The organism is Streptomyces sp. NBC_01092 (assembly GCF_045039535.1).
Taxonomy (GTDB): Bacteria; Actinomycetota; Actinomycetes; order Streptomycetales; family Streptomycetaceae; genus Streptomyces.
Map to the genome: position 1 here is coordinate 2750448 of NZ_CP108659.1, position 22328 is coordinate 2772775.

General features: G+C 70.6%; 18 protein-coding genes. 9 read left to right on the forward strand and 9 right to left on the reverse strand.

Going from position 1 to position 22328, the window contains the following annotated elements; translation table 11 throughout:
* Positions 1–21: 21 nt before the first annotated feature.
* Positions 22–1032: a COX15/CtaA family protein gene (locus tag OG254_RS12205; RefSeq protein ID WP_405594957.1), complete on the forward strand. Its 1011-nt coding sequence runs from the start codon at positions 22–24 to the stop codon at positions 1030–1032.
* A gap of 13 nt (positions 1033–1045) precedes the next feature.
* On the opposite strand, the gene OG254_RS12210 is transcribed toward OG254_RS12205, so the two are convergent.
* From OG254_RS12210 to OG254_RS12220, 3 genes are all read right to left on the reverse strand, one after another.
* Positions 1046–2152 (reverse strand): amidohydrolase family protein, encoded by a 1107-nt coding sequence (locus tag OG254_RS12210; protein ID WP_405580548.1) that lies wholly within the window; start codon positions 2150–2152, stop codon positions 1046–1048.
* Between the two features lie 118 nt (positions 2153–2270).
* A complete protein-coding gene (locus OG254_RS12215) occupies positions 2271–2561 on the reverse strand; it encodes a hypothetical protein (RefSeq protein WP_147996689.1) in 291 nt (96 codons plus the stop codon).
* Between the two features lie 58 nt (positions 2562–2619).
* Positions 2620–3573 carry a heme o synthase gene (locus OG254_RS12220; RefSeq protein WP_405594959.1) on the reverse strand — a complete coding sequence of 318 codons (954 nt, stop codon included), beginning with the start codon at positions 3571–3573 and terminating at the stop codon, positions 2620–2622.
* Between the two features lie 379 nt (positions 3574–3952).
* Between OG254_RS12220 and tkt the strand changes: the two genes are divergently transcribed.
* From tkt to pgl, 5 genes are read left to right on the forward strand one after another with little or no spacing between them, the layout of a single operon-like run.
* Entirely contained in the window at positions 3953–6040 is a 2088-nt protein-coding gene (tkt, locus tag OG254_RS12225; RefSeq protein WP_405580551.1) for a transketolase, read from the forward strand.
* Positions 6041–6074: 34 nt separating this feature from the next.
* Positions 6075–7193, forward strand: a complete 1119-nt coding sequence (tal, locus tag OG254_RS12230) for a transaldolase (RefSeq protein WP_405580554.1) — start codon at positions 6075–6077, stop codon at positions 7191–7193.
* 4 nt (positions 7194–7197) lie between these two features.
* The gene (gene zwf / locus OG254_RS12235; protein WP_405580557.1) at positions 7198–8736 is read left to right on the forward strand and encodes a glucose-6-phosphate dehydrogenase; all 1539 of its coding nucleotides are present in this window, start codon (positions 7198–7200) and stop codon (positions 8734–8736) included.
* Positions 8733–9905: a glucose-6-phosphate dehydrogenase assembly protein OpcA gene (gene opcA / locus OG254_RS12240; protein ID WP_405580560.1), complete on the forward strand. Its 1173-nt coding sequence runs from the start codon at positions 8733–8735 to the stop codon at positions 9903–9905. The genes zwf and opcA overlap by 4 nt, the downstream gene beginning before the upstream one ends.
* The gene (gene pgl / locus OG254_RS12245; protein WP_405580563.1) at positions 9902–10684 is read left to right on the forward strand and encodes a 6-phosphogluconolactonase; all 783 of its coding nucleotides are present in this window, start codon (positions 9902–9904) and stop codon (positions 10682–10684) included. Before opcA ends, pgl begins: the two co-directional genes overlap by 4 nt.
* A gap of 218 nt (positions 10685–10902) precedes the next feature.
* Here pgl and OG254_RS12250 read toward each other — a convergent pair whose 3' ends face one another.
* The 5 genes from OG254_RS12250 to OG254_RS12270 form a co-directional block, all read right to left on the reverse strand.
* On the reverse strand, positions 10903–11742 hold the full coding sequence (locus OG254_RS12250; protein WP_405580565.1) for a carbohydrate ABC transporter permease: 840 nt from the start codon (positions 11740–11742) through the stop codon (positions 10903–10905).
* Positions 11739–13103 (reverse strand): ABC transporter permease subunit, encoded by a 1365-nt coding sequence (locus OG254_RS12255; protein WP_405580568.1) that lies wholly within the window; start codon positions 13101–13103, stop codon positions 11739–11741. Before OG254_RS12255 ends, OG254_RS12250 begins: the two co-directional genes overlap by 4 nt.
* Before the next feature lie 6 nt (positions 13104–13109).
* The gene (locus OG254_RS12260) at positions 13110–14441 is read right to left on the reverse strand and encodes an ABC transporter substrate-binding protein (protein ID WP_405580571.1); all 1332 of its coding nucleotides are present in this window, start codon (positions 14439–14441) and stop codon (positions 13110–13112) included.
* A gap of 40 nt (positions 14442–14481) precedes the next feature.
* Positions 14482–16125 (reverse strand): glycoside hydrolase family 13 protein, encoded by a 1644-nt coding sequence (locus OG254_RS12265; protein WP_405580574.1) that lies wholly within the window; start codon positions 16123–16125, stop codon positions 14482–14484.
* Between the two features lie 139 nt (positions 16126–16264).
* Positions 16265–17533, reverse strand: a complete 1269-nt coding sequence (locus tag OG254_RS12270; protein ID WP_405580577.1) for an ABC transporter substrate-binding protein — start codon at positions 17531–17533, stop codon at positions 16265–16267.
* A 126-nt stretch (positions 17534–17659) separates the two neighbouring features.
* Between OG254_RS12270 and OG254_RS12275 the strand changes: the two genes are divergently transcribed.
* From OG254_RS12275 to OG254_RS12285, 3 genes are read left to right on the forward strand one after another with little or no spacing between them, the layout of a single operon-like run.
* The gene (locus tag OG254_RS12275; RefSeq protein WP_147996679.1) at positions 17660–18175 is read left to right on the forward strand and encodes a PadR family transcriptional regulator; all 516 of its coding nucleotides are present in this window, start codon (positions 17660–17662) and stop codon (positions 18173–18175) included.
* Positions 18172–18966 (forward strand): ABC transporter ATP-binding protein, encoded by a 795-nt coding sequence (locus OG254_RS12280; protein ID WP_405580581.1) that lies wholly within the window; start codon positions 18172–18174, stop codon positions 18964–18966. The genes OG254_RS12275 and OG254_RS12280 overlap by 4 nt, the downstream gene beginning before the upstream one ends.
* Before the next feature lie 39 nt (positions 18967–19005).
* Complete coding sequence (locus tag OG254_RS12285; protein WP_405580584.1) at positions 19006–21285, forward strand: ABC transporter permease; 2280 nt, start codon at positions 19006–19008, stop codon at positions 21283–21285.
* 47 nt (positions 21286–21332) lie between these two features.
* On the opposite strand, the gene OG254_RS12290 is transcribed toward OG254_RS12285, so the two are convergent.
* On the reverse strand, positions 21333–22289 hold the full coding sequence (locus tag OG254_RS12290) for a hypothetical protein (RefSeq protein ID WP_405580587.1): 957 nt from the start codon (positions 22287–22289) through the stop codon (positions 21333–21335).
* Positions 22290–22328: the final 39 nt, after the last annotated feature.

The window sequence follows — 22328 nt, forward strand, 5'->3', positions numbered from 1 at the left end:
GTGCACAAGCGGCCGCCTACGATAGGGCGCGTGCCAAAGCTGACCCGCGCCGACGCCGTAGCGGCCGTGCGCAACCCGCTCGCCTTCATCGCCGCACGCTGGACCCCGAGCCCGAGGGCGGTCCAACGGGCGGCGCTCGCCGCGCTCGTGATGTCGGTGCTCATCGTGGTCACCGGCGGTGCCGTACGCCTCACCGGGTCCGGTCTCGGCTGCCCGACCTGGCCCAAGTGCACCGACGACTCGCTCACCGCCACCAGCGAGATGGGCCTGCACGGCGCCATCGAGTTCGGCAATCGCATGCTGACGTACGTGCTGTGCGCCGCGGTCGGCTGGGCGATCATCGCGGCGCGCTCCGCGAAGCCGTACCGGCGTGGGCTCACCCGGCTCGGGTGGGTGCAGTTCTGGATCGTCATGAGCAACGCGGTGCTCGGCGGCATCGTCGTCCTGGTCGGCCTGAACCCCTACACGGTCGCGGCCCACTTCGTGGCGACGTCCGCGCTCATCGCGGTCGCCACGGTGATGTGGCAGCGCGCCCGCGAGGGCGACGGGGCAACCCGTCCGCTGGCGGGCAGGGCGGTGCAGCAGCTGGTGTGGTTCCTGGTCGCGGCGTCGGCGCTGCTGATCCTGGTCGGCACGGTGGTCACCGGCGCGGGCCCGCACGCGGGCGACTCCAGCGAGGTCGAGCGGATGCCTCTCGACTGGGAGAACGTCACCAAGCTGCACGCCGTGCTGGCCTGGATCGTGGTCACGCTGACGTTCGCCCTGTGGTTCGTCCTCAAGGCGGTCGACGCCCCGAAGGGCCCCCTGAACCGCACCCGCGACCTCTTCCTGATCCTCCTCGCCCAGGGCGTCATCGGCTACGTCCAGTACTTCACGGACCTCCCCGAGATCCTGGTCGGCCTGCACATGTTCGGCTCGGCCCTGGTCTGGATCGCCACGCTCCGCGTCCTGCTCGCCCTGCGGGAACGTCCGCACGAGGAGATCGGGATCCCGGGTCCGACGGCCGAGGCCGCGGTCGGCACCCGCGCGTAGCCGTCCGGGCCGCTCAGTCCAGCCCGTACACCCTGCGCGCGTTCCCCGCCGCCACCATCCCCGCCACCCGCTGCGCGTCCGCCAGCGACCACGCCCCCTCGGCGACCCAGCCGCCGAGCACCCTGGCGAGCGCCTCGCGGAAGAGACGGGCGCCCACCACGTGCAGTTCGGGCAGGCCCTGGGCTCCGCTGGAGAAGAGGATCTTGCCGAAGGGGGCCAGTTCCAGGATCTCGGCGAGGATCGTGGCCGCGCGGGCGCCGGTGCGGATGAGGGCGGCGCCGGAGTCGGCGTAGACGTGCGGGAAGACGCCGGCCAGGTGGGCGGCGTGCCGGTGGTAGGGGTAGCCGTGCAGCAGGATCAGGTCGGTGCCGAGGCCGGCCGTGGCGCGGACGAAGTCCGTGAGCAGCACCGGGTCGGTACGGTCGATGCGCAGGCCCGGCTCGCCCAGTCCCGCGTGCAGTTGCAGCGGCAGTCCCGACGCCACCGCGATCCACAGCAGGTGCCGTAGCAGCACCGGGTCGCTCAGCTCACCGCCGACCCTGCGTGCCGCCAGCCAGCGGCCGGCGGCGCCCCGCACCTCGCCCGGCCCCGGCGGCTCGGGCGCGAGTGCGAGGCCGTGCCGTACGCCCGCGACCGATGTGAAGGCCACCGCGTTCGCGGCCGCGCCGTGCACCGACTCGGCGAGGTTGGCCAGGAAGGACTCGACGGTGCCGGAGGTGTCGGCGACCTGTTCGGCGAGGAGTTCCAGGCGGACGATCTCGCGGGCCTCGGCCGATCCGGCGGACGCCATCTCCAGGGGGCCGGTGAGGTCGCCGGGCAGTCCGGTGTCGATCAGGTACGTCGTGATGCCGCTGCCGCGCAGCAGGCGCCGGCCCGCCTCCAGTACGCCGAGTTCTCGGCGCCGGGCGAGATAGCGCGCGGGCCGGCAGTGCGGTTCGAGACCCAGGAGCGGGGGGCACCAGCGGCGTACGGCGAAACCCGTCTGGGTGTCGAAGAGCGTGGTGCCGGGCGCCGGTGGGCCTTCGGTGCGGGCCAGCTGGGCCTCGAAGGTGCCGAGGCCCAGCTCTGTGCGCAGTACGCCGTGGCAGTACTGGTCCACGAGAGACGGCGTGTCGATCATCCGGGCTCCCCATAGGTGGACGCTGCGATTGCTCTACAGGTCCTAACGGGTGAACCGGTGACTAGGTGTTGCGAAAGGGCGAGGCGGGCTCAGGTTCGCCCTGAAAGGAGGGTGTTGCTCAGCCGCCGAGCTGGATGCCGGCCATCCTCTTCCACTCGTACTCGCCCGTCGTCACCTTCGCCGCGAACTCGCCGTCGAAGGACTCGTGGCGCGTGACGCCGGCCTTCTCCACGGCCTGCTCGGCGGTCTCGTACGACGGTGCCACCAGGTCGCCCCAGCCGCCGTCCTCGCCGACGAGCACGATCCGGGCGCCCCGCTCGCCGATGTAGGCCACCTGGGCCTCGGCGCCGCCGTGGGACTTCGCGAAGGTGTTGATCTGCTTGGCCAGCTTGGCCACCTTGTCTGCCATGACCAGGATGCTACTCACGGGTAGATCAGCTGGCGAGGGCAGGGCACTGTGACGTGCGTCAGCGCAGGAACGGGTCCACGGCCACCGCCACGAACAGCAGCGACACATACGTGATCGACCAGTGGAACAGGCGCATTTCCTTCAGCTTGCCGCCCGTCGCCTCCGCCTTCGCGCGATTCTGCAGCGCGTGCGCCTCCCACAGCCACCAGCCGCCCGCGGCCAGGGCGACCGCGGTGTAGAACCAGCCCGTGTAGCCGAGCGGCGTCAACAGGAGCGACACCGCCACCATCACCCAGCTGTAGATGACGATCTGCTGGGCGACGACCTTGTTGGAGGCGATGACCGGGAGCATCGGCACGCCCACGCGCGCGTAGTCCTCCTTGACCTTCATGGACAGCGGCCAGTAGTGCGGCGGCGTCCAGAAGAAGATCACCATGAAGAGGATGAGCGGGGCCCAGGACAGGGAGTTCGTGACCGCGGACCAGCCGATCAGGACCGGCATGCAGCCCGCGATGCCGCCCCACACGATGTTCTGCGACGTACGGCGCTTGAGGATCATCGTGTAGACGACGACGTAGAAGAGGAGTGCGCCCAGCGAGAGCCAGGCGCTCAGCCAGTTGACGGTCAGGCCGAACAGCAGCGTCGACGCGATCGCCAGCGTGATGCCGAAGACCAGGCACTCGCGCGGGCTGACCATCCCGGTGACCAGCGGGCGCTGCGAGGTGCGGTCCATGAGCGCGTCGATGTCGCGGTCGATGTACATGTTCAGCGCGTTGGCGCCGCCGGCGGAGAGGTAGCCGCCGACGCAGGTGAGAAGCACCAGCGTCAGGTCCGGCACGCCCTGCTCGGCCAGGAACATCACCGGAACGGTGGTGATGAGCAGCAGCTCGATGATCCGCGGCTTGGTCAACGCCACGAACGCCTTGACCCGGGCCCCGATCGGCCGCCGGCTCGGGCTCTGGCTCGTCCCGATAATCCCCGCTGGACGGGATTCAACGGCCGTCACGCACACCCCTGACAGAGACATCCCAGCAAGCCTCCCCGTGTGAAGTCCCGGTAAAGGCTCGCGCGTACCACGCCACTGTAGACGTTGCCCAGACCCGGATATTCGCGGGGGTGGGGTCGTGTTGGAGGGGGTGGTCCGACGGGCGCGTCGAAGCTCGATTGAGCACCCGGATGAGCGGCTCCGTATTCACTTGCCGAATGTGGAACGACCCAGTCGGGAGGCACATCCCGGCGACTCCCGGCAGTCTGGAATGAGTCGAAAAAACGCACGTACTTCCGGGGGTAGGCTCGACAGCGGCCGGCCGACGCCGAGTACGCCGGCAGCCGGTGGGCGTGTGTGCCCGTGACGCCGGCAACCGACATGTGGAGAGGAGCCCTGACCCAGGGTGAGCACCAAGCCGACCACCACAGACCTCGAGTGGACCGAGCTGGACCAGCGGGCTGTCGACACCGCCCGCGTCCTGGCCGCCGACGCCGTACAGAAGGTCGGAAACGGCCATCCGGGTACGGCGATGAGCCTGGCACCCGCCGCCTACACCCTCTTCCAGAAGGTGATGCGGCACGACCCCGCGGACGCCGAGTGGGTCGGTCGCGACCGCTTCGTGCTGTCCGCCGGCCACTCGTCCCTGACCCTCTACACCCAGCTCTACCTGGCCGGCTTCGGTCTGGAGCTGGATGACCTGAAGGCGTTCCGGACGTGGGGTTCGAAGACCCCCGGTCACCCGGAGTACGGCCACACCACGGGCGTCGAGACGACGACCGGCCCGCTGGGGCAGGGTGTCGCCAACGCCGTCGGCATGGCGATGGCCGCCCGCTACGAGCGCGGTCTGTTCGACCCGGAGGCCGCCGAGGGCACCTCCCCCTTCGACCACTTCATCTACGCCATCGCCGGTGACGGCTGCCTCCAGGAGGGCATCTCCGCCGAGGCGTCCTCGATGGCCGGCCACCAGCAGCTCGGCAATCTGATCCTGCTGTGGGACGACAACCACATCTCGATCGAGGGCGACACCGAGACGGCCGTCTCCGAGGACACCGTCAAGCGGTACGAGGCGTACGGCTGGCATGTGCAGCGCATCGCCCCGAAGCCGGACGGCGACCTGGACCCGCACGCCATCTACAACGCGATCGAGGCCGCGAAGCAGGTGACGGACAAGCCGTCCTTCATCGCGATGCGCTCGATCATCGCCTGGCCCGCCCCGAACGCGCAGAACACCGAGGCCGCCCACGGCTCGGCGCTCGGCGACGACGAGGTCGCGGCCACCAAGCGCGTCCTCGGCTTCGACCCGGAGCAGTCCTTCGAGGTCGCGGACGAGGTCATCGGCCACACCCGCCAGGCACTGGAGCGGGGCGCCGAGGCCAAGGCCGAGTGGGAGAAGTCGTTCCAGCTGTGGCGCGACAAGAACCCCGAGCGCGCTGTCGAGTTCGACCGCATCAGCAAGGGCGAGCTGCCCACCGGCTGGGAGGAGAAGCTCCCGGTCTTCGAGCCCGGCAAGGGCGTCGCCACCCGTGCCGCGTCCGGCAAGGTGCTCCAGGCGCTGGGTGCGGTCATCCCTGAGCTGTGGGGCGGCTCGGCCGACCTGGCCGGGTCCAACAACACGACGATCGACAAGACGTCGTCGTTCCTCCCGGCGGACAACCCGCTTCCGGAGGCGGACCCCTACGGCCGCACGATCCACTTCGGCATCCGCGAGCACTCCATGGCCGCGGAGATGAACGGCATCACCCTGCACGGAAACACCCGTGTCTACGGCGGTACGTTCCTGGTCTTCTCCGACTACATGCGCAACGCCGTACGTCTGTCGGCGCTGATGCACCTGCCGGTGACGTACGTCTGGACGCACGACTCCATCGGTCTCGGTGAGGACGGCCCGACCCACCAGCCGATCGAGCACCTCGCGTCCCTGCGCGCCATTCCCGGTCTCAACGTCGTGCGTCCGGCGGACGCCAACGAGACCGCGATCGCCTGGCGCGAGATCCTCAAGCGCTACACGAAGGAGTTCGGCAAGGGCGCCCCGCACGGGCTCGCGCTGACCCGTCAGGGTGTGCCGGTGTACGAGGCCAACGAGGACGCCGTGCGCGGTGGTTACGTGCTGTTCGAGGCCGAGGGCGGCGAGGCGCAGGTCGTCATCGTCGCGACCGGCTCCGAGGTGCACGTGGCCGTCGAGGCGCGCGAGCGGCTCCAGGCCGACGGTGTGCCGACGCGGGTCGTGTCCATGCCGTGCGTGGAGTGGTTCGAGGAGCAGGACCAGGGGTACCGGGACAGCGTTCTGCCGCCGGCCGTCAAGGCGCGGGTGGCGGTCGAGGCCGGTATCGGTCTGACCTGGCACAAGTACGTCGGGGACGCGGGTCGCATCGTTTCCCTGGAGCACTTCGGTGCTTCGGCCGACGGCAAGGTCCTTTTCCGGGAGTACGGCTTCACTGCCGAGAACGTGGCTGCCGTCGCGCGGGAATCCCTCGCCGCGGCCCAGCGCTGACGCTCACATACGAGACGTAGGAGTTTGATTTTCCATGACAGACGCACTGAAGCGCCTCTCCGAGGAGGGCGTCGCGATCTGGCTGGACGACCTGTCGCGCCAGCGCATCACGTCCGGCAATCTCGCCGAGCTGATCGACCAGCAGCACGTCGTGGGTGTCACGACGAACCCGTCGATCTTCCAGAAGGCGATCAGCGGCGGTGACGGCTACGAGCAGCAGGTCGCCGACCTCGCCGCCCGCAAGGTGACGGTCGAAGAGGCGATCCGCATGATCACCACGGCGGACGTCCGTGACGCCGCCGACATCCTGCGCCCGGTCTTCGACGCCACCGGCGGTCAGGACGGCCGGGTCTCCATCGAGGTCGACCCGCGGCTCGCGCACCACACCCGCGCGACCGTCGCCGAGGCCAAGCAGCTCGCCTGGCTGGTCGACCGTCCCAACACCCTGATCAAGATCCCGGCCACCAAGGCGGGCCTCCCCGCGATCACCGAGGTCATCGGCCTCGGCATCAGCGTCAACGTCACGCTGATCTTCTCGCTGGAGCGCTACCGCGAGGTCATGGACGCCTACCTGGCCGGTCTGGAGAAGGCCAAGGAGCGCGGGCTGGACCTGTCGCTGATCCGCTCGGTGGCGTCCTTCTTCGTGTCCCGTGTGGACACCGAGATCGACAAGCGCCTCGACGCGCTCGGCACCGACGAGGCCAAGGCCGCGCGCGGCAAGGCGGGCGTGGCCAACGCGCGCCTCGCCTACCAGGCGTACGAGGAGGTCTTCTCCTCGGACCGCTGGAGCGTGCTGGAGAGCGCGGGCGCCAACAAGCAGCGTCCGCTGTGGGCCTCGACCGGCGTGAAGGACCCGGCGTACAAGCCGACCCTCTACGTCGACGACCTGGTGGCGCCGAACACGGTCAACACCATGCCCGAGGCCACCCTCCACGCCACGGAGGAGAAGGGCGAGATCACCGGCAACACCATCGCCGGGACCTACGAGCAGGCCCGTGCCGACCTCGACGCGGTCGAGCGGCTCGGCATCTCGTACGACGACGTGGTGCAGCTGCTGGAGGACGAAGGCGTCGAGAAGTTCGAGGCGTCCTGGAACGACCTGCTCAAGTCGACCGAGGCAGTGCTGGAGCGCCTCGCCCCCTCGGAGGGCTGATCCCTTGTCACCCTTTAACGTCACTGAAGCGAATCCGCTTCGTGACGCCGCCGACCGACGGCTCCCGCGTATCGCGGGGCCGTCGGGCCTGGTGATCTTCGGCGTTACGGGCGATTTGTCACGTAAAAAGCTGATGCCTGCCGTGTACGACCTCGCCAACCGGGGTCTGCTGCCGCCAGGCTTCTCGCTGGTCGGTTTCGCCCGCCGCGAGTGGGCGAACGAGGACTTCGCGCAGGAGGTCCACGACTCGGTCAAGGCGCACGCCCGCACGCCCTTCCGCGAGGAGGTCTGGCAGCAGCTCATCCAGGGGATGCGCTTCGTGCAGGGCACCTTCGACGACGACGAGGCCTTCGAGCGGCTGCGCGGCACCATCGAGGAGCTGGACAAGGCACAGGGCACGGGCGGCAACTTCGCCTTCTACCTGTCGGTGCCGCCGCGCTCCTTCCCGGTGGTCATCCAGCAGCTCAAGAAGCACGGCCTCGCCGACCAGAGCAGCGGCTCCTGGCGCCGCGCGGTCATCGAGAAGCCCTTCGGCCACGACCTCGCCTCGGCCGAGGAGCTCAACAAGGTCGTGCACGAGGTCTTCGCCCCGGACCAGGTCTTCCGCATCGACCACTACCTGGGCAAGGAGACCGTCCAGAACATCCTGGCGCTGCGGTTCGCCAACACGATGTTCGAACCGATCTGGAACCGGTCCTTCGTGGACCACGTGCAGATCACCATGGCCGAGGACATCGGCATCGGCGGCCGGGCCGGCTACTACGACGGCATCGGCGCCGCCCGTGACGTCATCCAGAACCACCTGCTCCAGCTGATGGCCCTGACGGCCATGGAGGAGCCCGCGTCCTTCGACGCGGACGCGCTGGCCGCCGAGAAGACCAAGGTGCTCGGTGCCGTACGGCTGCCGAAGGACCTGGGCCGCGACACCGTGTTCGCGCAGTACGCGGCCGGCTGGCAGGGCGGTGAGAAGGCGGTCGGCTACCTCCAGGAGGAGGGCATCGACCCCAAGTCCAAGACGGACACCTACGCCGCGATCAAGCTGTCGGTCGACAACCGCCGCTGGGCGGGCGTCCCCTTCTACCTGCGCACCGGCAAGCGGCTCGGACGGCGCGTCACGGAGATCGCGGTCGTCCTCCAGCGCGCCCCGCACTCCCCCTTCGACACGACGGCCACCGAGGAGCTGGGCCAGAACGCGATCGTCATCCGCGTCCAGCCCGACGAGGGCGTCACGGTCCGCTTCGGCTCCAAAGTGCCCGGCACCTCGATGGAGATCCGGGACGTGTCGATGGACTTCGCCTACGGCGAGTCCTTCACGGAGTCGAGCCCGGAGGCGTACGAGCGCCTGATCCTGGACGTCCTCCTGGGCGACTCGAACCTCTTCCCGCGCACCGAGGAGGTCGAGCGGTCCTGGAAGATCCTCGACCCGATCGAGCGGTACTGGGACCAGCACGGCAGGCCCGCCCAGTACCCGTCCGGTACGTGGGGGCCCGTCGAGGCGGACGAAATGCTCGCACGAGAGGGACGGAGCTGGCGCCGGCCATGAAGATAGACCTCACGGACACCACAGCCAGCAAGATCAACAAGGCGTTGGTGCAGGGTCGCCGGGCCATCGGCACGCCGGCCGTCGGCATGGTGCTCACTCTGGTCATCGTCACGGACGAGGAGAACGCGTACGACGCCCTGAAGGCCGCGAACGACGCTTCGCGCGAGCACCCCTCGCGCACGCTCGTGGTCATCAAGCGTGTCTCGCGCTCGCCCCGCGACCGTACGCAGTCCCGGCTGGACGCCGAGGTGCGGGTGGGCGCGGACGCGGGCACCGGCGAGACGGTCGTCCTGCGCCTGTACGGCGAAGTGTCCGACCACGCCCAGTCCGTCGCCCTCCCCCTGCTGCTGCCGGACGCCCCGGTGGTGGTCTGGTGGCCGGTGAACGCGCCGATCGACCCGGCGAACGACCCGCTGGGCGCACTGGCCCAGCGCCGGGTGACCGACACGTACGCCTCGGAGCAGCCGGTACGGGAACTGTCGTCCCGCGCCGACACCTACACACCCGGCGACACCGACCTGTCCTGGACCCGGATCACGCCCTGGCGCTCGATGCTGGCGGCGGCTCTGGACCAGGTGGTCTGCGAAGTGAAGGCCGTCGAGGTGGAGGGCGAGGAGTTCAACCCGAGCTGTGAGCTGCTGGCGATGTGGCTCGCGGACCGGCTGGACGTCCCCGTCAAGCGGTCGCTGTCGTCAGGCCCCGGTCTGACGGCGGTCCGCATGGACACCGACTGCGGCCCGATCAAGCTCGACCGGGCGGACGGCTCCCTGGCGACCCTCTCCATCGAGGGCCAGCCGGACCGTGCCGTGGCGCTGAAGCGGCGGGAGACGTCCGAGCTGATCGCGGAGGAACTGCGGCGGCTCGACCCGGACGACACCTACGCGTCGGCGTTGCGGTTCGGGGTGGAGCGGCTGAACTCGGTGCCGGCCACCTCGGTCAGGGGCGCGGAGGCCGCCGTGGCCAAGGCGGAGCAGGCCGTGGCGCTGGCCCAGGCCGCCGTGGCCCGGGTCGGGGAGCCGCCGGCCGAGGAGGCCGAGGGCAAGACCCAGGCGGACAAAGGGGAGTCACCGGCCAAAGGAGAACCGGCCGGGGCGCCCTCCAAGGTCGCTGCTGAAGCATCCGCGAAGGAAGCGACGGCGCAGGAAGTGAAGAAGGCGGCGGCGAAGTGAGTACTCCGCAGCTCGTCGTGCACCGCGACAAGGAGCTGATGGCGCAGGCCGCTGCGGCCCGGCTGATCACGAAGATCGTGGACGCCCAGGCCTCCCGGGGCTCGGCGTCCGTGGTCCTCACCGGCGGCCGCAACGGCAACGGCCTGCTGGCCGCGCTGGCGGCCGCCCCCGCGCGGGACGCCGTCGACTGGGGCCGGCTCGACCTGTGGTGGGGCGACGAGCGTTTCCTCCCCGAGGGCGACCCCGACCGCAATGTCACGCAGGCCCGCGAGGCTCTGCTGGACACGGTGCCGCTGGATCCGAAGCGGGTGCATGCCATGCCCGCGTCGGACGGTCCGTTCGGCGCGGACGTGGAGGCGGCCGCTTCCGCGTACGCGGAGGAACTGGCGCGGGCGGCGGGTCCCGAGAACCACGGTTCGGTGCCCACCTTCGACGTCCTGATGCTGGGCGTGGGTCCCGACACCCACGTCGCCTCCCTGTTCCCGGAACTGCCGGCGGTACGGGAGACGCAGCGCACGGTCGTCGGGGTGCACGGCGCGCCGAAGCCTCCGCCGACCCGTGTGACACTCACGCTTCCCGCGATCCGGGCGGCGCGTGAGGTGTGGTTGCTGGCGGCGGGCGAGGACAAGGCGCAGGCCGCGGCGATCGCGCTGTCGGGTGCGGGGGAGATTCAGGCTCCGGCGGCGGGGGCGTACGGGCGTTCCAGGACGCTGTGGCTCCTGGACGCGGCGGCGGCGTCACAGCTGCCGCGGTCGCTGTATCCACCGGCGTCTTCGTGAGTCGGGTGCGGCGGGGGTTTGTTCTCGCCCCCGCCGCCCCTACCCGTCCCATCCTTCTGGGGCTCCGCCCCAGACCCCGCTCCTCAATCGCCGGAGGGGCTGGTTTTTCAGCCCGTCCGGCGTTTGAGGACGAGGCCCCTTCAGGGCCGAAGCGGGGGTCCGGGGGCGGCAGCCCCCGGGGACGGGAAGGGTAGGGGCGGCGGGGGCGAAACCATCCCCTACTTCACCGAACCCGCCATGACACCCTGCACAAAGTGCCGCTGGAACGCGAAGAACACCACCACCGGCACCACCAGGGACACGAACGCCCCGGGCGCCAGCACATCGATGTTGCTGCCGAACTGCCGTATCTGGGACTGGAGTTCAACGGTCAGCGGCTGGGAAGCACTGTCGGCGAACAGCAGCGCCACCAGCATGTCGTTCCACACCCACAGGAACTGGAAGATGGCCAGCGAGGCGATCGCGGGCCGCCCCACGGGAAGCACGAGCCGCGTGAAGATCCGCCACTCGCTGCCGCCGTCCATCCGCGCCGCCTCCAGCATCTCCTTCGGCATCTCGGCGAAGTAGTTCCGCAGCAGGAACACCGCGAACGGCAGCCCGTACGCCACGTGGAAGAGGACGACGCCGGGAATCGTGCCGAACAGCCCCAGCTGACCGAAGAGTTTGGCGACCGGGAGCAGCCCGATCTGCACGGGCACCACGAGCAGCGCCACGACGACCAGGAAGAGCGCCTCGCGGCCGGGGAAGTCCAGCCAGGCGAAGGCGTACCCGGCGAGCGCCGCGAGGACGACGACCAGCAGCGTCGCCGGCACCGAGATCAGCACGGTGTTCCAGAACGCCTGGGTGATCCCGGCGTTGCCCAGCAGCGCCGAGTAGTTGTCGAAGGACAGCTGGCCGGGGCTGGCGAACACCGTCCACCAGCCGCCGCTCGCCGTTTCCTCGGCGGACCGCAGGGACGAGAGGAACAACCCGGCCAGCGGGGTCAGCCACACCAGCCCGATCACCACCAGGAACGCCTGGACCAGCCCGTTGCCCAGGCCCCGCCTGACCGCGTTCATCGCTGACTCCTTCGGAAGCGGCGGACGTTGAAGACCATCGCGGGGATCACCAGCAGCAGAAGCAGGACGCCCAGCGCGCTGCCCAGGCCCTGGTTGTTGCCGCCGCCGAACGACACCAGCCACATCTGCGTCGCGAGCACGGTCGCGTCCTCCTGCACCGGACCGGGCGCGATGATGTAGACGAGGTCGAAGACCTTCATCACGTTGATGACGAGCGTGATGAAGACGACCGTCAGCACCGGTGCCAGCAGCGGCACCGTGATCCTGCGGAAGATCTGCCACTCGTTCGCGCCGTCCATCCGCGCCGCCTCCAGCGCGTCCCGGGGCAGCGTCGAGAGGCCGGCGCCGATCAGGACCATCGCGAAGCCGGTCCAGATCCACAGGTACGCCCCGATGATCGCCGGCGTGACGAGCGTGGGCCCGAGCCAGGAGATGCCGTCGTAGGGAGCGGCGAAGTTCGAGGCCGGCAGCCGCACCGAGTACGAGCCGTCGTCCAGCCCCTCGAAGCGGAAGGAACCGTCGGACGCCGTCGTCGCCGTGGCGACCGTTTCTCCGGCGCGCACCGCCTCGACCTTCATCTCCGGCAGCCCGCTCTCCCGCCGGTCCACCTTGCCCTGTTCCCCTCCCCCACCTGGCGTGAAGTCGAGGTACACCACACCGCGCAGCTCACCGGCGGCCGCCTGCTGCCCTGCCGCCGAGTACGCCGGCTCGACGCCCCCGGGCAGGTCGTCCGGCAGCACACCGACCAGGCCGAGCGTCACCGCGTCCCCCGGCGACACGCTCGCGCTCGTGCGGTACGAGCCGTCCGCGTCCTTCGTCAGCCCCTGCCCGTCGCGCGCCCGGGCCGTCGGATAGGTCGACGTGCCCTGGAAGGCGTCGTGCACGGAGACGGCGGCGGCGTTCAGCACGCCCTTGTCCGGGTCCTCGTCGTAGGCGAGGCGGAAGATGATGCCGGCGGCGAGGAATGACACGGCCATCGGCATGAACAGCAGCAGCTTGAACGCGGTCGCCCAGCGGACCTTCTCCACCAGCACGGCCAGGATCAGGCCGAGGCCCGTGAGCAGGGCCGGGGCCACGACGACCCAGATCGTGGTGTTGCGGATGGCCTTGAGGGTGGCCGGGTCGCGGAACATCTCGGTGTAGTTCTCGCCGCCCACGAAACGGGTGCCGGAGGCGTCGAAGAAGCTGCGCCCGACGGAGAACAGCACGGGGTAGACGACCAGCGCGCCCAGCAGGAGCAGCGCGGGGAAGACGAAGAGGAGGGCGATGATCCGGGCGCGCCGCCGCGAGCGCCGGGCACGTTCCTTGCCCGGCCCCACGGCGGCCCCCCGGCTCGCCTCATTCACGAGGGTGGCGGTCATGTCAGGTCAGCCCTGGCCCTGGTACGCCTTGGCCGCCGCGGCCTCCAGCTTCGCCGCGGTCCCCTTCGGGTCCGACGGGTCGCGCAGGAAGTCCTGGAGCAGCTTCCACTCGCCCGCGCCCTTGGTGCCGCCGAAGGCCGCCGGGGCCTGGTCGGACATGTCGAAGCGCACCGAATCGCCCGCCGAGACGAGGGACTTGGCGGTCTCGCGGGTGACGTCGTCGCCGTACGACGCGAGGTCGACGTTCTTGTTCGGGGACAGGAAGCCGCCGGCCTCCGCCCACACGGCTGCGGCCTCCGGCGTCGCCAGGTACTCCAGGAGGGCCATGCCGGCCTTCTGGTTCTTGCCGTCCTTCAGGACGACGGCCGCGTCACCGCCGCTGACCACGGGCGCCTTGCCGCCGCCGACCGCCGGGAACGGGAAGAAGTTCGCGTCCTCGCCGATCTTCTTGCCGAACTGGTCCTTGGCGACGCCCGCGACGAAGTCGCCCTCGTAGACCATGCCGGCCTCGGGCTTCGGCCCGAACACCTTCTCCACCGAGCCCGGGAAGTCGGTGTTGAGAGCGCCCTTTTGACCGCCCGCGATCAGCTGCTTGTCCTTGAACAGCTTGCCGAGGGTGGTGAGCGCCTCCACGACCGACGCGTCGGTCCACTTCAGCTCGTGCGAGGCGAGGGCGTCGTACTTCTCGGGTCCGGCCTGGGAGAGGTAGACGTTCTCGAACCAGTCGGTCAGCGTCCAGCCGTCCTGACCGGCGACCGAGAAGGCGGCGAGTCCGGAGTCGGAGACGGTCTGGCCGGCCTTCAGCATGTCGTCGTACGTCTCCGGCGGCTCGACGCCCGCCTGCGTGAGGGCGTCGGGGCTGTACCAGACGGTCGACTTGTGGGCGGCCTTGAAGTAGAGGCCGTAGAGGGTGTCGTCGACGCTGCCGTAGGTCTTCCACACGGGTGCGAAGTTGGTGTCCACGGACTTCTGGGCGGCGCCGGACAGCGGCTTGAGCCAGCCGCTCTGCGCGAACTGCTTCAGCACGCCGACCTGCGGGACCATCACCACGTCGGGGGCGTTGCCGCCCTCGATCTTGCTGCCGACGACGGTGGAGACGTTGTCCCCGGTGGACGTGAACTGGGCCTTCGCGCCGGTCTTCTCGGTGAAGGCGTCCAGCACCTTCTGGAAGTTCTTCTGCTCGCTGCCGGACCAGACACCGGCCACGGTGACCGTCTGACCGCCGAGCGCCTTGTCGCCGCCGCCGGCGGAGACGGGTCCGCCGCCACAGGCGGTCGCGCCGAGCGCCAGGACGAGGGCGGTGCAGCCGGTGAGCAGGGTGGTACGTCGTCGCATCATCGTTGATGTCCCTTCGGGGATGGGGAAACTGACGGAAAACTCAGTGGGTTCGGGACTCGGTCCCGTCGCTCGTCCACCAGGCCGCGGTGGAGCCGGGCAGGACGCCGGCCGGGCAGGGGCCGCTCGACAGCAGCGGGGTGCCGGAGACCGGCGCGGGGGTGGGAGCCGTACCGAAGTTGACGGCGCAGACGAGGCCGTCACCGCGCACGAAGGCCAGGACACCGGGCGGGCTGTCGAGCCAGCGCAGCGTGCCCTCGCCCAACTGGGGCATTCCGGCGCGCAGTTGGAGGCCGTCGCGGTACAGGTGCCAGAAGGAGCGGGTGTCGGCGAGGGCGCGGTCGGTGGCGTACTCGGCGAAGTACTCCGGCTGCGGCAGCCACGGCTTGGCGCTCTCCGCGCCGGAGGTGAAGCCGAACGGAGACGCCTGCCCCGACCACGGCAGCGGCACCCGGCAGCCGTCACGTATACGGGCCCGGCTGCCGGTGCGGCGGAAGATCGGGTCGGTGAGCACGTCGTCGGGAAGGTCGACGACCTCGGGCAGGCCCAGCTCCTCGCCCTGGTAGATGTACGCGGCTCCGGGCAGCGCCAGCATCAGCAGCGCGGCGGCGCGGGCGCGGGCGGCGCCGAGGCCGCTACCCTCGGGCGCGGGCTCGCCGTAGCGGGTGACGGTGCGGACCTGGTCGTGGTTGTTGAGGACCCAGGTGACCGTGGAGCCCGTGCCGGCTATGTCCTGCATGGCCTCGGAGATGACCTTGCGGAAGGCGTCGGCCTCCCAGGGGGCACTGAGCAGGTCGAAGAAGAACGCCTGGTGGAGTTCGTCGGAGCGGACGTACAGGGCGTGCTCGCGGGCGGTCGGCACGGACACCTCGCCGACGAGGAGGCGCTCACGGCCGTCGCGGGCGGTGTACTCCTCGCATATGGAGCGCCACTGGCGCCACACCGCGTGCACCTCGGGCTGGTTCCAGGCGAGCGGGTTGACCGAGTCGCGGGTGCGGGCGTCGGCCTCCGGGTCGTCGGAGTCGGGCAGCTCCGGGTGCTTGAAGAGTCCGGCGGCGACGTCGATGCGGAAGCCGTCGACACCCCGGTCCAGCCAGAAGCGCAGGATCCGGTCGAACTCGGCGCCGACCTCCGGGTTGCGCCAGTTCCAGTCGGGCTGCTCGGGCGTGAACATGTGCAGGTACCACTGACCGGCCTGCCCGTCCGCCTCGGTCACCCGGCTCCACGCCGGGCCGCCGAACATCGCGTGCCAGTTGTTGGGCGGCTCGGACCCTTCGGGGCCACGGCCGTCGGCGAAGTGGAAGCGGGCGCGGGCCGCGCTGCCGGGCTCGGCCGTCAGCGCCTCCTCGAACCACCGGTGCTCGCCGGAGCAGTGGTTGGGGACGATGTCGAGCAGCACCTTGATGCCGAGTCGGCGTGCCGCCGCGACCAGCAGGTCGAACTCGGCGAGGTCGCCGAAGAGCGGGTCGACGTCGCAGTAGTCGGCCACGTCGTAGCCGTGGTCGGCCTGCGGGGAGGGATAGAAGGGGCTCAGCCAGATTCCGTCGACCCCGAGCTTCTTGAGGTACGGCAGCCCCGCCCTGACCCCGGCGAGGTCACCGACACCGTCGCCGGTGCTGTCGAGGAAACTGCGGACGTAGACCTGGTAGATCACCGCGTCACGCCACCAGTGGTACTTACTCAGCATGCATGCATGTTAAGTAGCCGTGTCAGGAGGGTGTCAATGAACTGGACGCAAGCTACCGAACAGTTGACCTCGAAAACCCGGACAGAACGGGACAAGATGTAGAGGGATGAGATGCTGCCGTTACCTAACAGGTAACTACTCAGCGAGCGATGGCGTCGAGCTCGCGCGCCAGCCGTCGCACGGCGGCCTCGGGCGTCTCGCGCCCGGTCATCGCATCGTGTACGACTGCCTGCACCACCAGGCTCACCTGGTCGTAGCGCGGGCTCTTGGGGCGCGGCGCGGCCGTGAGCACGCTCTCGCGCAGGGTCGGCAGATACGGGAACTCCCGGATCAGCTCCGGATCCTCATAGAGGTCGGCCCGTACGGGCGGCAGCGCGCCGCGCGTGAGGACCTGCCGTTGAACGCGCTCGCTGGTCAGATACGCCAGCAGCCGCGCGGCCGAGTCGGGGTGCTCGGTGTGCGCGCCGACGGCCAGGTTGGAGCCGCCCAGCACGCTGGTCCCGGGTCCGTCCGGCCCCGGCAGCGGCACGGCGCCGATCTTCCCGGCGACCGGCGAGCCCTTGGCCGACGCGCCGACATAGGCGTACGGCCAGTTACGGAGGAACAGCAGGCGCCCGTCCTGGAAGGCCTGCTTGGACTCCTCCTCCTTGTAGGTGAGCGCCTGCTTCGGGATCCAGCCCTCGCGCACGCCCCTGGCGAGGAAGTCGATGCCGTCGCGGGCCGCCATCGAGTTCACGGTGACGCGTTCGCCCTCGTCGCCGAGGATCGAGCCGCCCGCGGAGTAGACGGCCTCGGCGGCATTGACGGTGAGGCCCTCGTACGGCAGGAACTGGCCCGCGTAGCCGTCGAGGCCGTACTCGGGCGCGACCGTCTTCGCGGCCCGTTCCAGTTCGGCCCAGGTGCGCGGCGGGTCGAGGCCCTCCTTGGCGAGGATGTCCTTGCGATACAGGAGGAGGCCGGCGTTGGTGACGTACGGGACCGCGTACAGCTGTCCGTCGTAGGTCGCCGTGTCCACGACCGGTGGCAGGAAGGTGTCCAGCGGGAAGCGGTCGCGCGCGAGCGGACGGATCCAGCCGTGCGCGGCGAACTCCGAGGTCCAGCTGACGTCGATGTTGAGGATGTCGAAGCGGCCGCGCTCGCCGCCGCGCAGGTCGGTGGTCATCTGCGCGTGGGTCTCGTCGGCGGAGTCGGGCAGCTCGACGAGAGTGACCTTCTCGTCGGGGTGAGTGCGGTTCCAGCCCTCCAGCACGGAGCCGAGATAGCCGGTGAGGTCTCCTGCGGTGGCGAGGGTCAGTGGTCCCCTGCCACCCGCGGGACCCTCGTCGGCACGGGCGCCGGAGGCGGCGTAGCCGGTCAGGATCACGACGAGGACGAGAAGGCCCCTACCGGCGGCGTGGATCCACCGCATAGGTTCCTCCCTGTACACCTGGCACCGGGCGTCTTCGCCCGGGGAACAGAGGCCATGTATACCTGTTAGGTATGCGCGATACTAGGGCCTGCGGCACATTAACTCGGGAGCGGGAGGAGAGCACGAGTGCGGCTGCCCCTCCTGGCCCTGCTGGCGCGCGGCCCGGCGCATGGTTACGAGCTCAAGCAGGACCTTGAGGTACTGCTGGGCTCCGCGTACCCTCAGCCGAACGTCGGCCAGATCTATGTGACCCTCGGCCGCCTCGAGAAATCGGGACTGATAGAGGGCGAGGACGTCGAGCAGTCGAGCCGGCCCAACAAGAAGGTCTACCACCTCACCGACGCCGGGCGTGAGGCGCTGCGCGCCTGGTTCGAGGACACCGAGGACGAGCCTCGGGTGCGGGACGAGTTCTTCATGAAACTGGCTCTCGCCCCGCAGACCGGTCTCGTCGACCAGATCGCCCTGATCAACAAACAGCGGCGTCAGTACCTGAACACCATGCGTCAACTGTCGAAGCTGGCCGCCGCCGAAGACCGGGACAACCGCATCGCCCATCTGTTGATCGAGGGCGCGATGCTGCACCTTCAGGCCGACCTCGACTGGCTGGAGCGGTGCCAGGAAGAGCTGGAGGAGCTGGAGTGAGCGACGATTCCACTCCTGGGCTGCGCGCCGAGAGTCCTGTGCCGGATGCACAGAACCCTGCGCTGCGTGCGGAGGGCCTGGTCAAGACGCACTACGGCGAGGGCGCTCCGGCGCATGCCGTGCGGGGCGTGGATCTTTCCGTCCGGCGGGGCGAGTTCGTGGCCGTCACCGGTCCGTCCGGCGCCGGCAAGTCGACCTTGCTGCATCTGCTGGGCGGGCTGCAGCGGCCGGACGGCGGGAGCATCTGGCTGGACGGCGAGTGCGCGGACCGGTGGAGCGAGGCCCGCTGGTCGGTGGAGCGCAGGAAGCGCATCGGGATCGTCTTCCAGTTCTTCAACCTGGTCTCCAACCTGTCCGTCGCCGACAATGTCGAGCTGCCCGCCCTGCTGGCCGGCGTCCCGCCGAAGCGGGCCCGCGCCGAGCGCACGGAGCTGCTGGCCGAGCTGGGCATCGCGGGCAAGGAGCGCAGCATGCCGGGCGAGCTGTCGGGCGGTGAGCAGCAGCGGGTCGCGCTGGCGCGGGCGCTGGTGAACCGGCCGCCGCTGCTGCTGGCCGACGAACCCGCCGGCAGCCTGGACAGCAAGGGCACCCGCGAGGTGATGCGGCTGCTGTCCCGGTTCCATCAGCGGGGCCAGACGATCGTGCTGGTCACGCATGACGCCCGGCTGGCGAGCTCCGCGGACCGGGTGATCAGCTTCTTCGACGGCCGGATAGCCGACGACGCCGAACTGGACGGCGGCCTGCCGCCGCGCCGGGCGGGGACCTCGGGTGTGCTGGAACTCAGGGACTGAGATGCGGCTCCACGACGATCCCTGGAAGGGCTGAGCCGGATGCGAGCCACTCTGCGCTGGGCGCACTCCGATCTGCGTACGCACCGCGGCGAAGCGCTGTTCCTCGTGCTGGCCACGGCCGGCATCGTCGTCTCGCTGCTGCTGGCCACGGCCCTGTTCGGCTATGCCACCAACCCCTGGCAGCGCGTCTTCACGGGGGCGCGCGGCGCCCATGTCTGGCTGCACACCGGCGCCTCGGCCGACACCGGAAAGCTGGCCGGCCTCGACGGCGTCGAGTCCGTCGCGGGCCCCTACCCCACCGCCTCCACCACGCTCGCCTCCCGGGGCACGCGTGCCTCGGTCGAACTGCGCGGCACCCCCGAGCGCCCCGCCGTCGCCCGCCCGCTGCTCACCTCCGGCCACTGGCTGGACCCCGCGAACCCCGACGGCGTGGTGTTGGAGAGCCGACTGGCCCGCGCTCTGCTGGCCGCCCCCGGCGACACCCTCACCCTGCCCGGCACCGGCCGGACCCTCACCGTCCTCGGCATCGCCGACAGCGCCGAGCCGCGCTACCGGGCGGGCGAACAGGCGGGTCTCGTCTGGGCACCGCCGGCCGCCGTGCGGAACACGGGCGGCCAGGTGATCGGGCTGCGTCTGACCAACCCCGACGACACGGACTACGCCGTCCAGCGCGCCGTCACCGTGCTGGGCTCCGGCGCGGTCAGCGAAGTCTCCACCTGGAAGCAGGCCCGCGCCGAGGCCCAGGGCGACAACCGGCTGCTCGGGCAGGTGCTGGGGCTGTTCGGTCTTGGTGCGCTGGTCGCTGCCGGGCTGGCGGTGCACGGGGCGATCGGCACCCGGATCCGCGGCCATCTGCGGGACATCTCGGTGCTGAAGGCGATCGGCTTCACCCCGGGCCAGGTGGTCCGCGTCTTCCTGCTCCAGCACCTCGCCTACGCGCTGCTGGGTGCCGTGGCCGCCGCGACCGTCATCCAGGCCCTGGGCAGCCTGATCCCGGGGCGGCTCGGGGACGCGGTCGGGGTGTGGCAGGGGCTGCCGGGACACACGGTGGCGCTGTTCGCGGTGCCGGTCGGTGCGGTGCTGTTCATCGGGGCTACCACGGGTCTCGCGGCCTGGCGGGCGGGGCGGGTGCCGCCGGTGCCCGTGCCGCGGCGTGCGGCTCCGCTCGGGGGGCGGCTGTCGGGTGCGGCCCGGCAGGCGCTCGGGCTGCGGCTGCCGCCCGCGCTGGTGCTGGGCTGGCACCGGGCGTTCACCCGGCGGCTGCGGTCGCCGGCCACGGTCGCGCGCCTCGCTCTGCCGCTGCTGCTGATCGTGGTGGCGATGAGCGCGTGGACCACCATCGACCGCTTCGACAGCCGCCCCGAGCAGATCGGCCTGCCGACCGCGCTCACGGTCCACGCCGCCGATCTCACCGACCCCGACGCGCGCACCCTCCTGGAACGCGACCCGCAGGTCGCCGCCGCCTATCCGGGCGTCGAGGTGGCCGCCCTGGTCCCGGGCCAGACGGCCACGATCGCCCTGCGCGGCCTCGGCACCCACCAGGACCCCTACCCGTACGCCCTGGCCGAGGGCCGCACCGCGCTGGGCCGCGACGAGGCGGTCGCCGGGCAGGGGCTGCTGGAGCTGCTGGACGTCAAGGTCGGCGACTGGGTGCGGATGACGGTCGGCGACCAGCCGCAGATCCTGCACATCGTGGGCCGCAGCATCGAGCCGGAGAACGCCGGCCGGGTCATCTCCACCTCCCTCGACACCCTGCGCGAGAACGACCCCGGCCTCGGCCCCACCCTCTACGAGCTGCGGCTGCGCCCCGGCGCGGACCCGGCCGAGGTCGCCGACCGGCTGGCCGACGCCGGGCAGGGACGTCTGGACGTGCACGCCGTACCGAACCCCGCCGACGGGCTGTCTCCCCTGCGCGGAGTCGTCGTGGGCCTGATCGCCGTGCTGGCCCTGATCGGGCTCATCGAGCTGCTGACCGCGATCGGCGGCACCGTCCGCGAGGGCGAGCGCGACCTGCTGGCCCTGAAGGCCATCGGCCTCTCCCCACGGCAGATCACCGCGATCACGGTCACGTCCACCGCCTTCACCGCCCTGGCCGCGGTCGTCATCGGCACGGCCGTGGGCGTACCCCTCGGGCACTGGCTGATCGACTCCCAGGGCAGATCGAGCGGCATCGGCGCGGGGATCGCCCAGGGTCCGCCCGCGGTTCTCCTGCTGTTGCTCGGCACGGCGGCCGTCACCGGCGCGGCCGCCCTCGCCGCGGTCCCGGCGTCCCGCGCGGCCCGCCGCCGCCTCGCGGACACTCTGAGCGCGGCCGCCTGACCGACGCCGCCTGAGCGACGCCGACGGGGCCGCCCGGTTCCGCGAGGTCAGCCGCCGTAGGGCCCTGGGCCCTGGGGTTGCTGCGGGTTGTACGGAGGCGGGGCCGGCGGGTTGTACGGCGGCTGCGGGGCGTACGGGTTCTGCGGGCCCGGCGCGTAGCGGTAGTACGGGTTGCCCTGCGGCGGCACGAAGCCGTTCGGTGCGTGCGGCGGTGGCGGCGGGGTCGTGGGCGGCGCCGGTGTGGGTGTCGGCACCGGCGGCAGGGTGGCCGGATGATCCGCCAGTCGGATGCCGTACCGGCTCTTCAGGCGGCCCATCTCCAGCAGGGCGATCGTCGTGACCGTCACCGGGGCGCCCAGGATGAAGAAGACGCCCATGGCGAGGCCGAGCCCGTGCAGGTCACCGGTGATGAGATCGGGGATGGCCATGAGCCAGGTCGTCACCGTGGCCAGCAGCGGCGGCAGACAGCGGTGCACGACCGCGGTGCCGAAGAAGTTCCCCGAGATCCGGTAGGCACCGGCGATCACGAAGACCGCCATCCAGAGCCCCACGAAGCTGAACAGCAGGCCACCGAGTGTCCCGAGGGAGCCGGCCATTTGGAAGATCAGCACCGTCCCGAGCGCCGAGCCGATGAACAGCAGCAGCAACTTCAGCGACCTGACCAGCGGCTCCTTCAGCTGCCCCACCGTGCCGGCGCCGGAGCGCTGCCACAGGTAGAGCATCACGCCGACCGTGAGCGGTGTGATGAACAGCAGGACCAGACTGGCGGTCGCCGCGTTGTCCAGCATCTCGTCGAAGGCGAACCCGCCCTCGACGAAGGTGTAGACACCGAACGCCGCGACCCCGCCGGCGATGACCCGCACGCGCTTGAGGGCGTCCACCGAAGGATCCAGCGACTGAGGGATCCAGGTCGGGTGGAACACCGCCCGCGCCACGTGATGAGGCTTCAGGAACGACCGGGCGGTCAGCGTGCCGCCGGTCCAACTCCCTTGTGGGTACGTCAACTTGCACTCCCCCGAGTGATCGTTGTCATGATCAGCGAG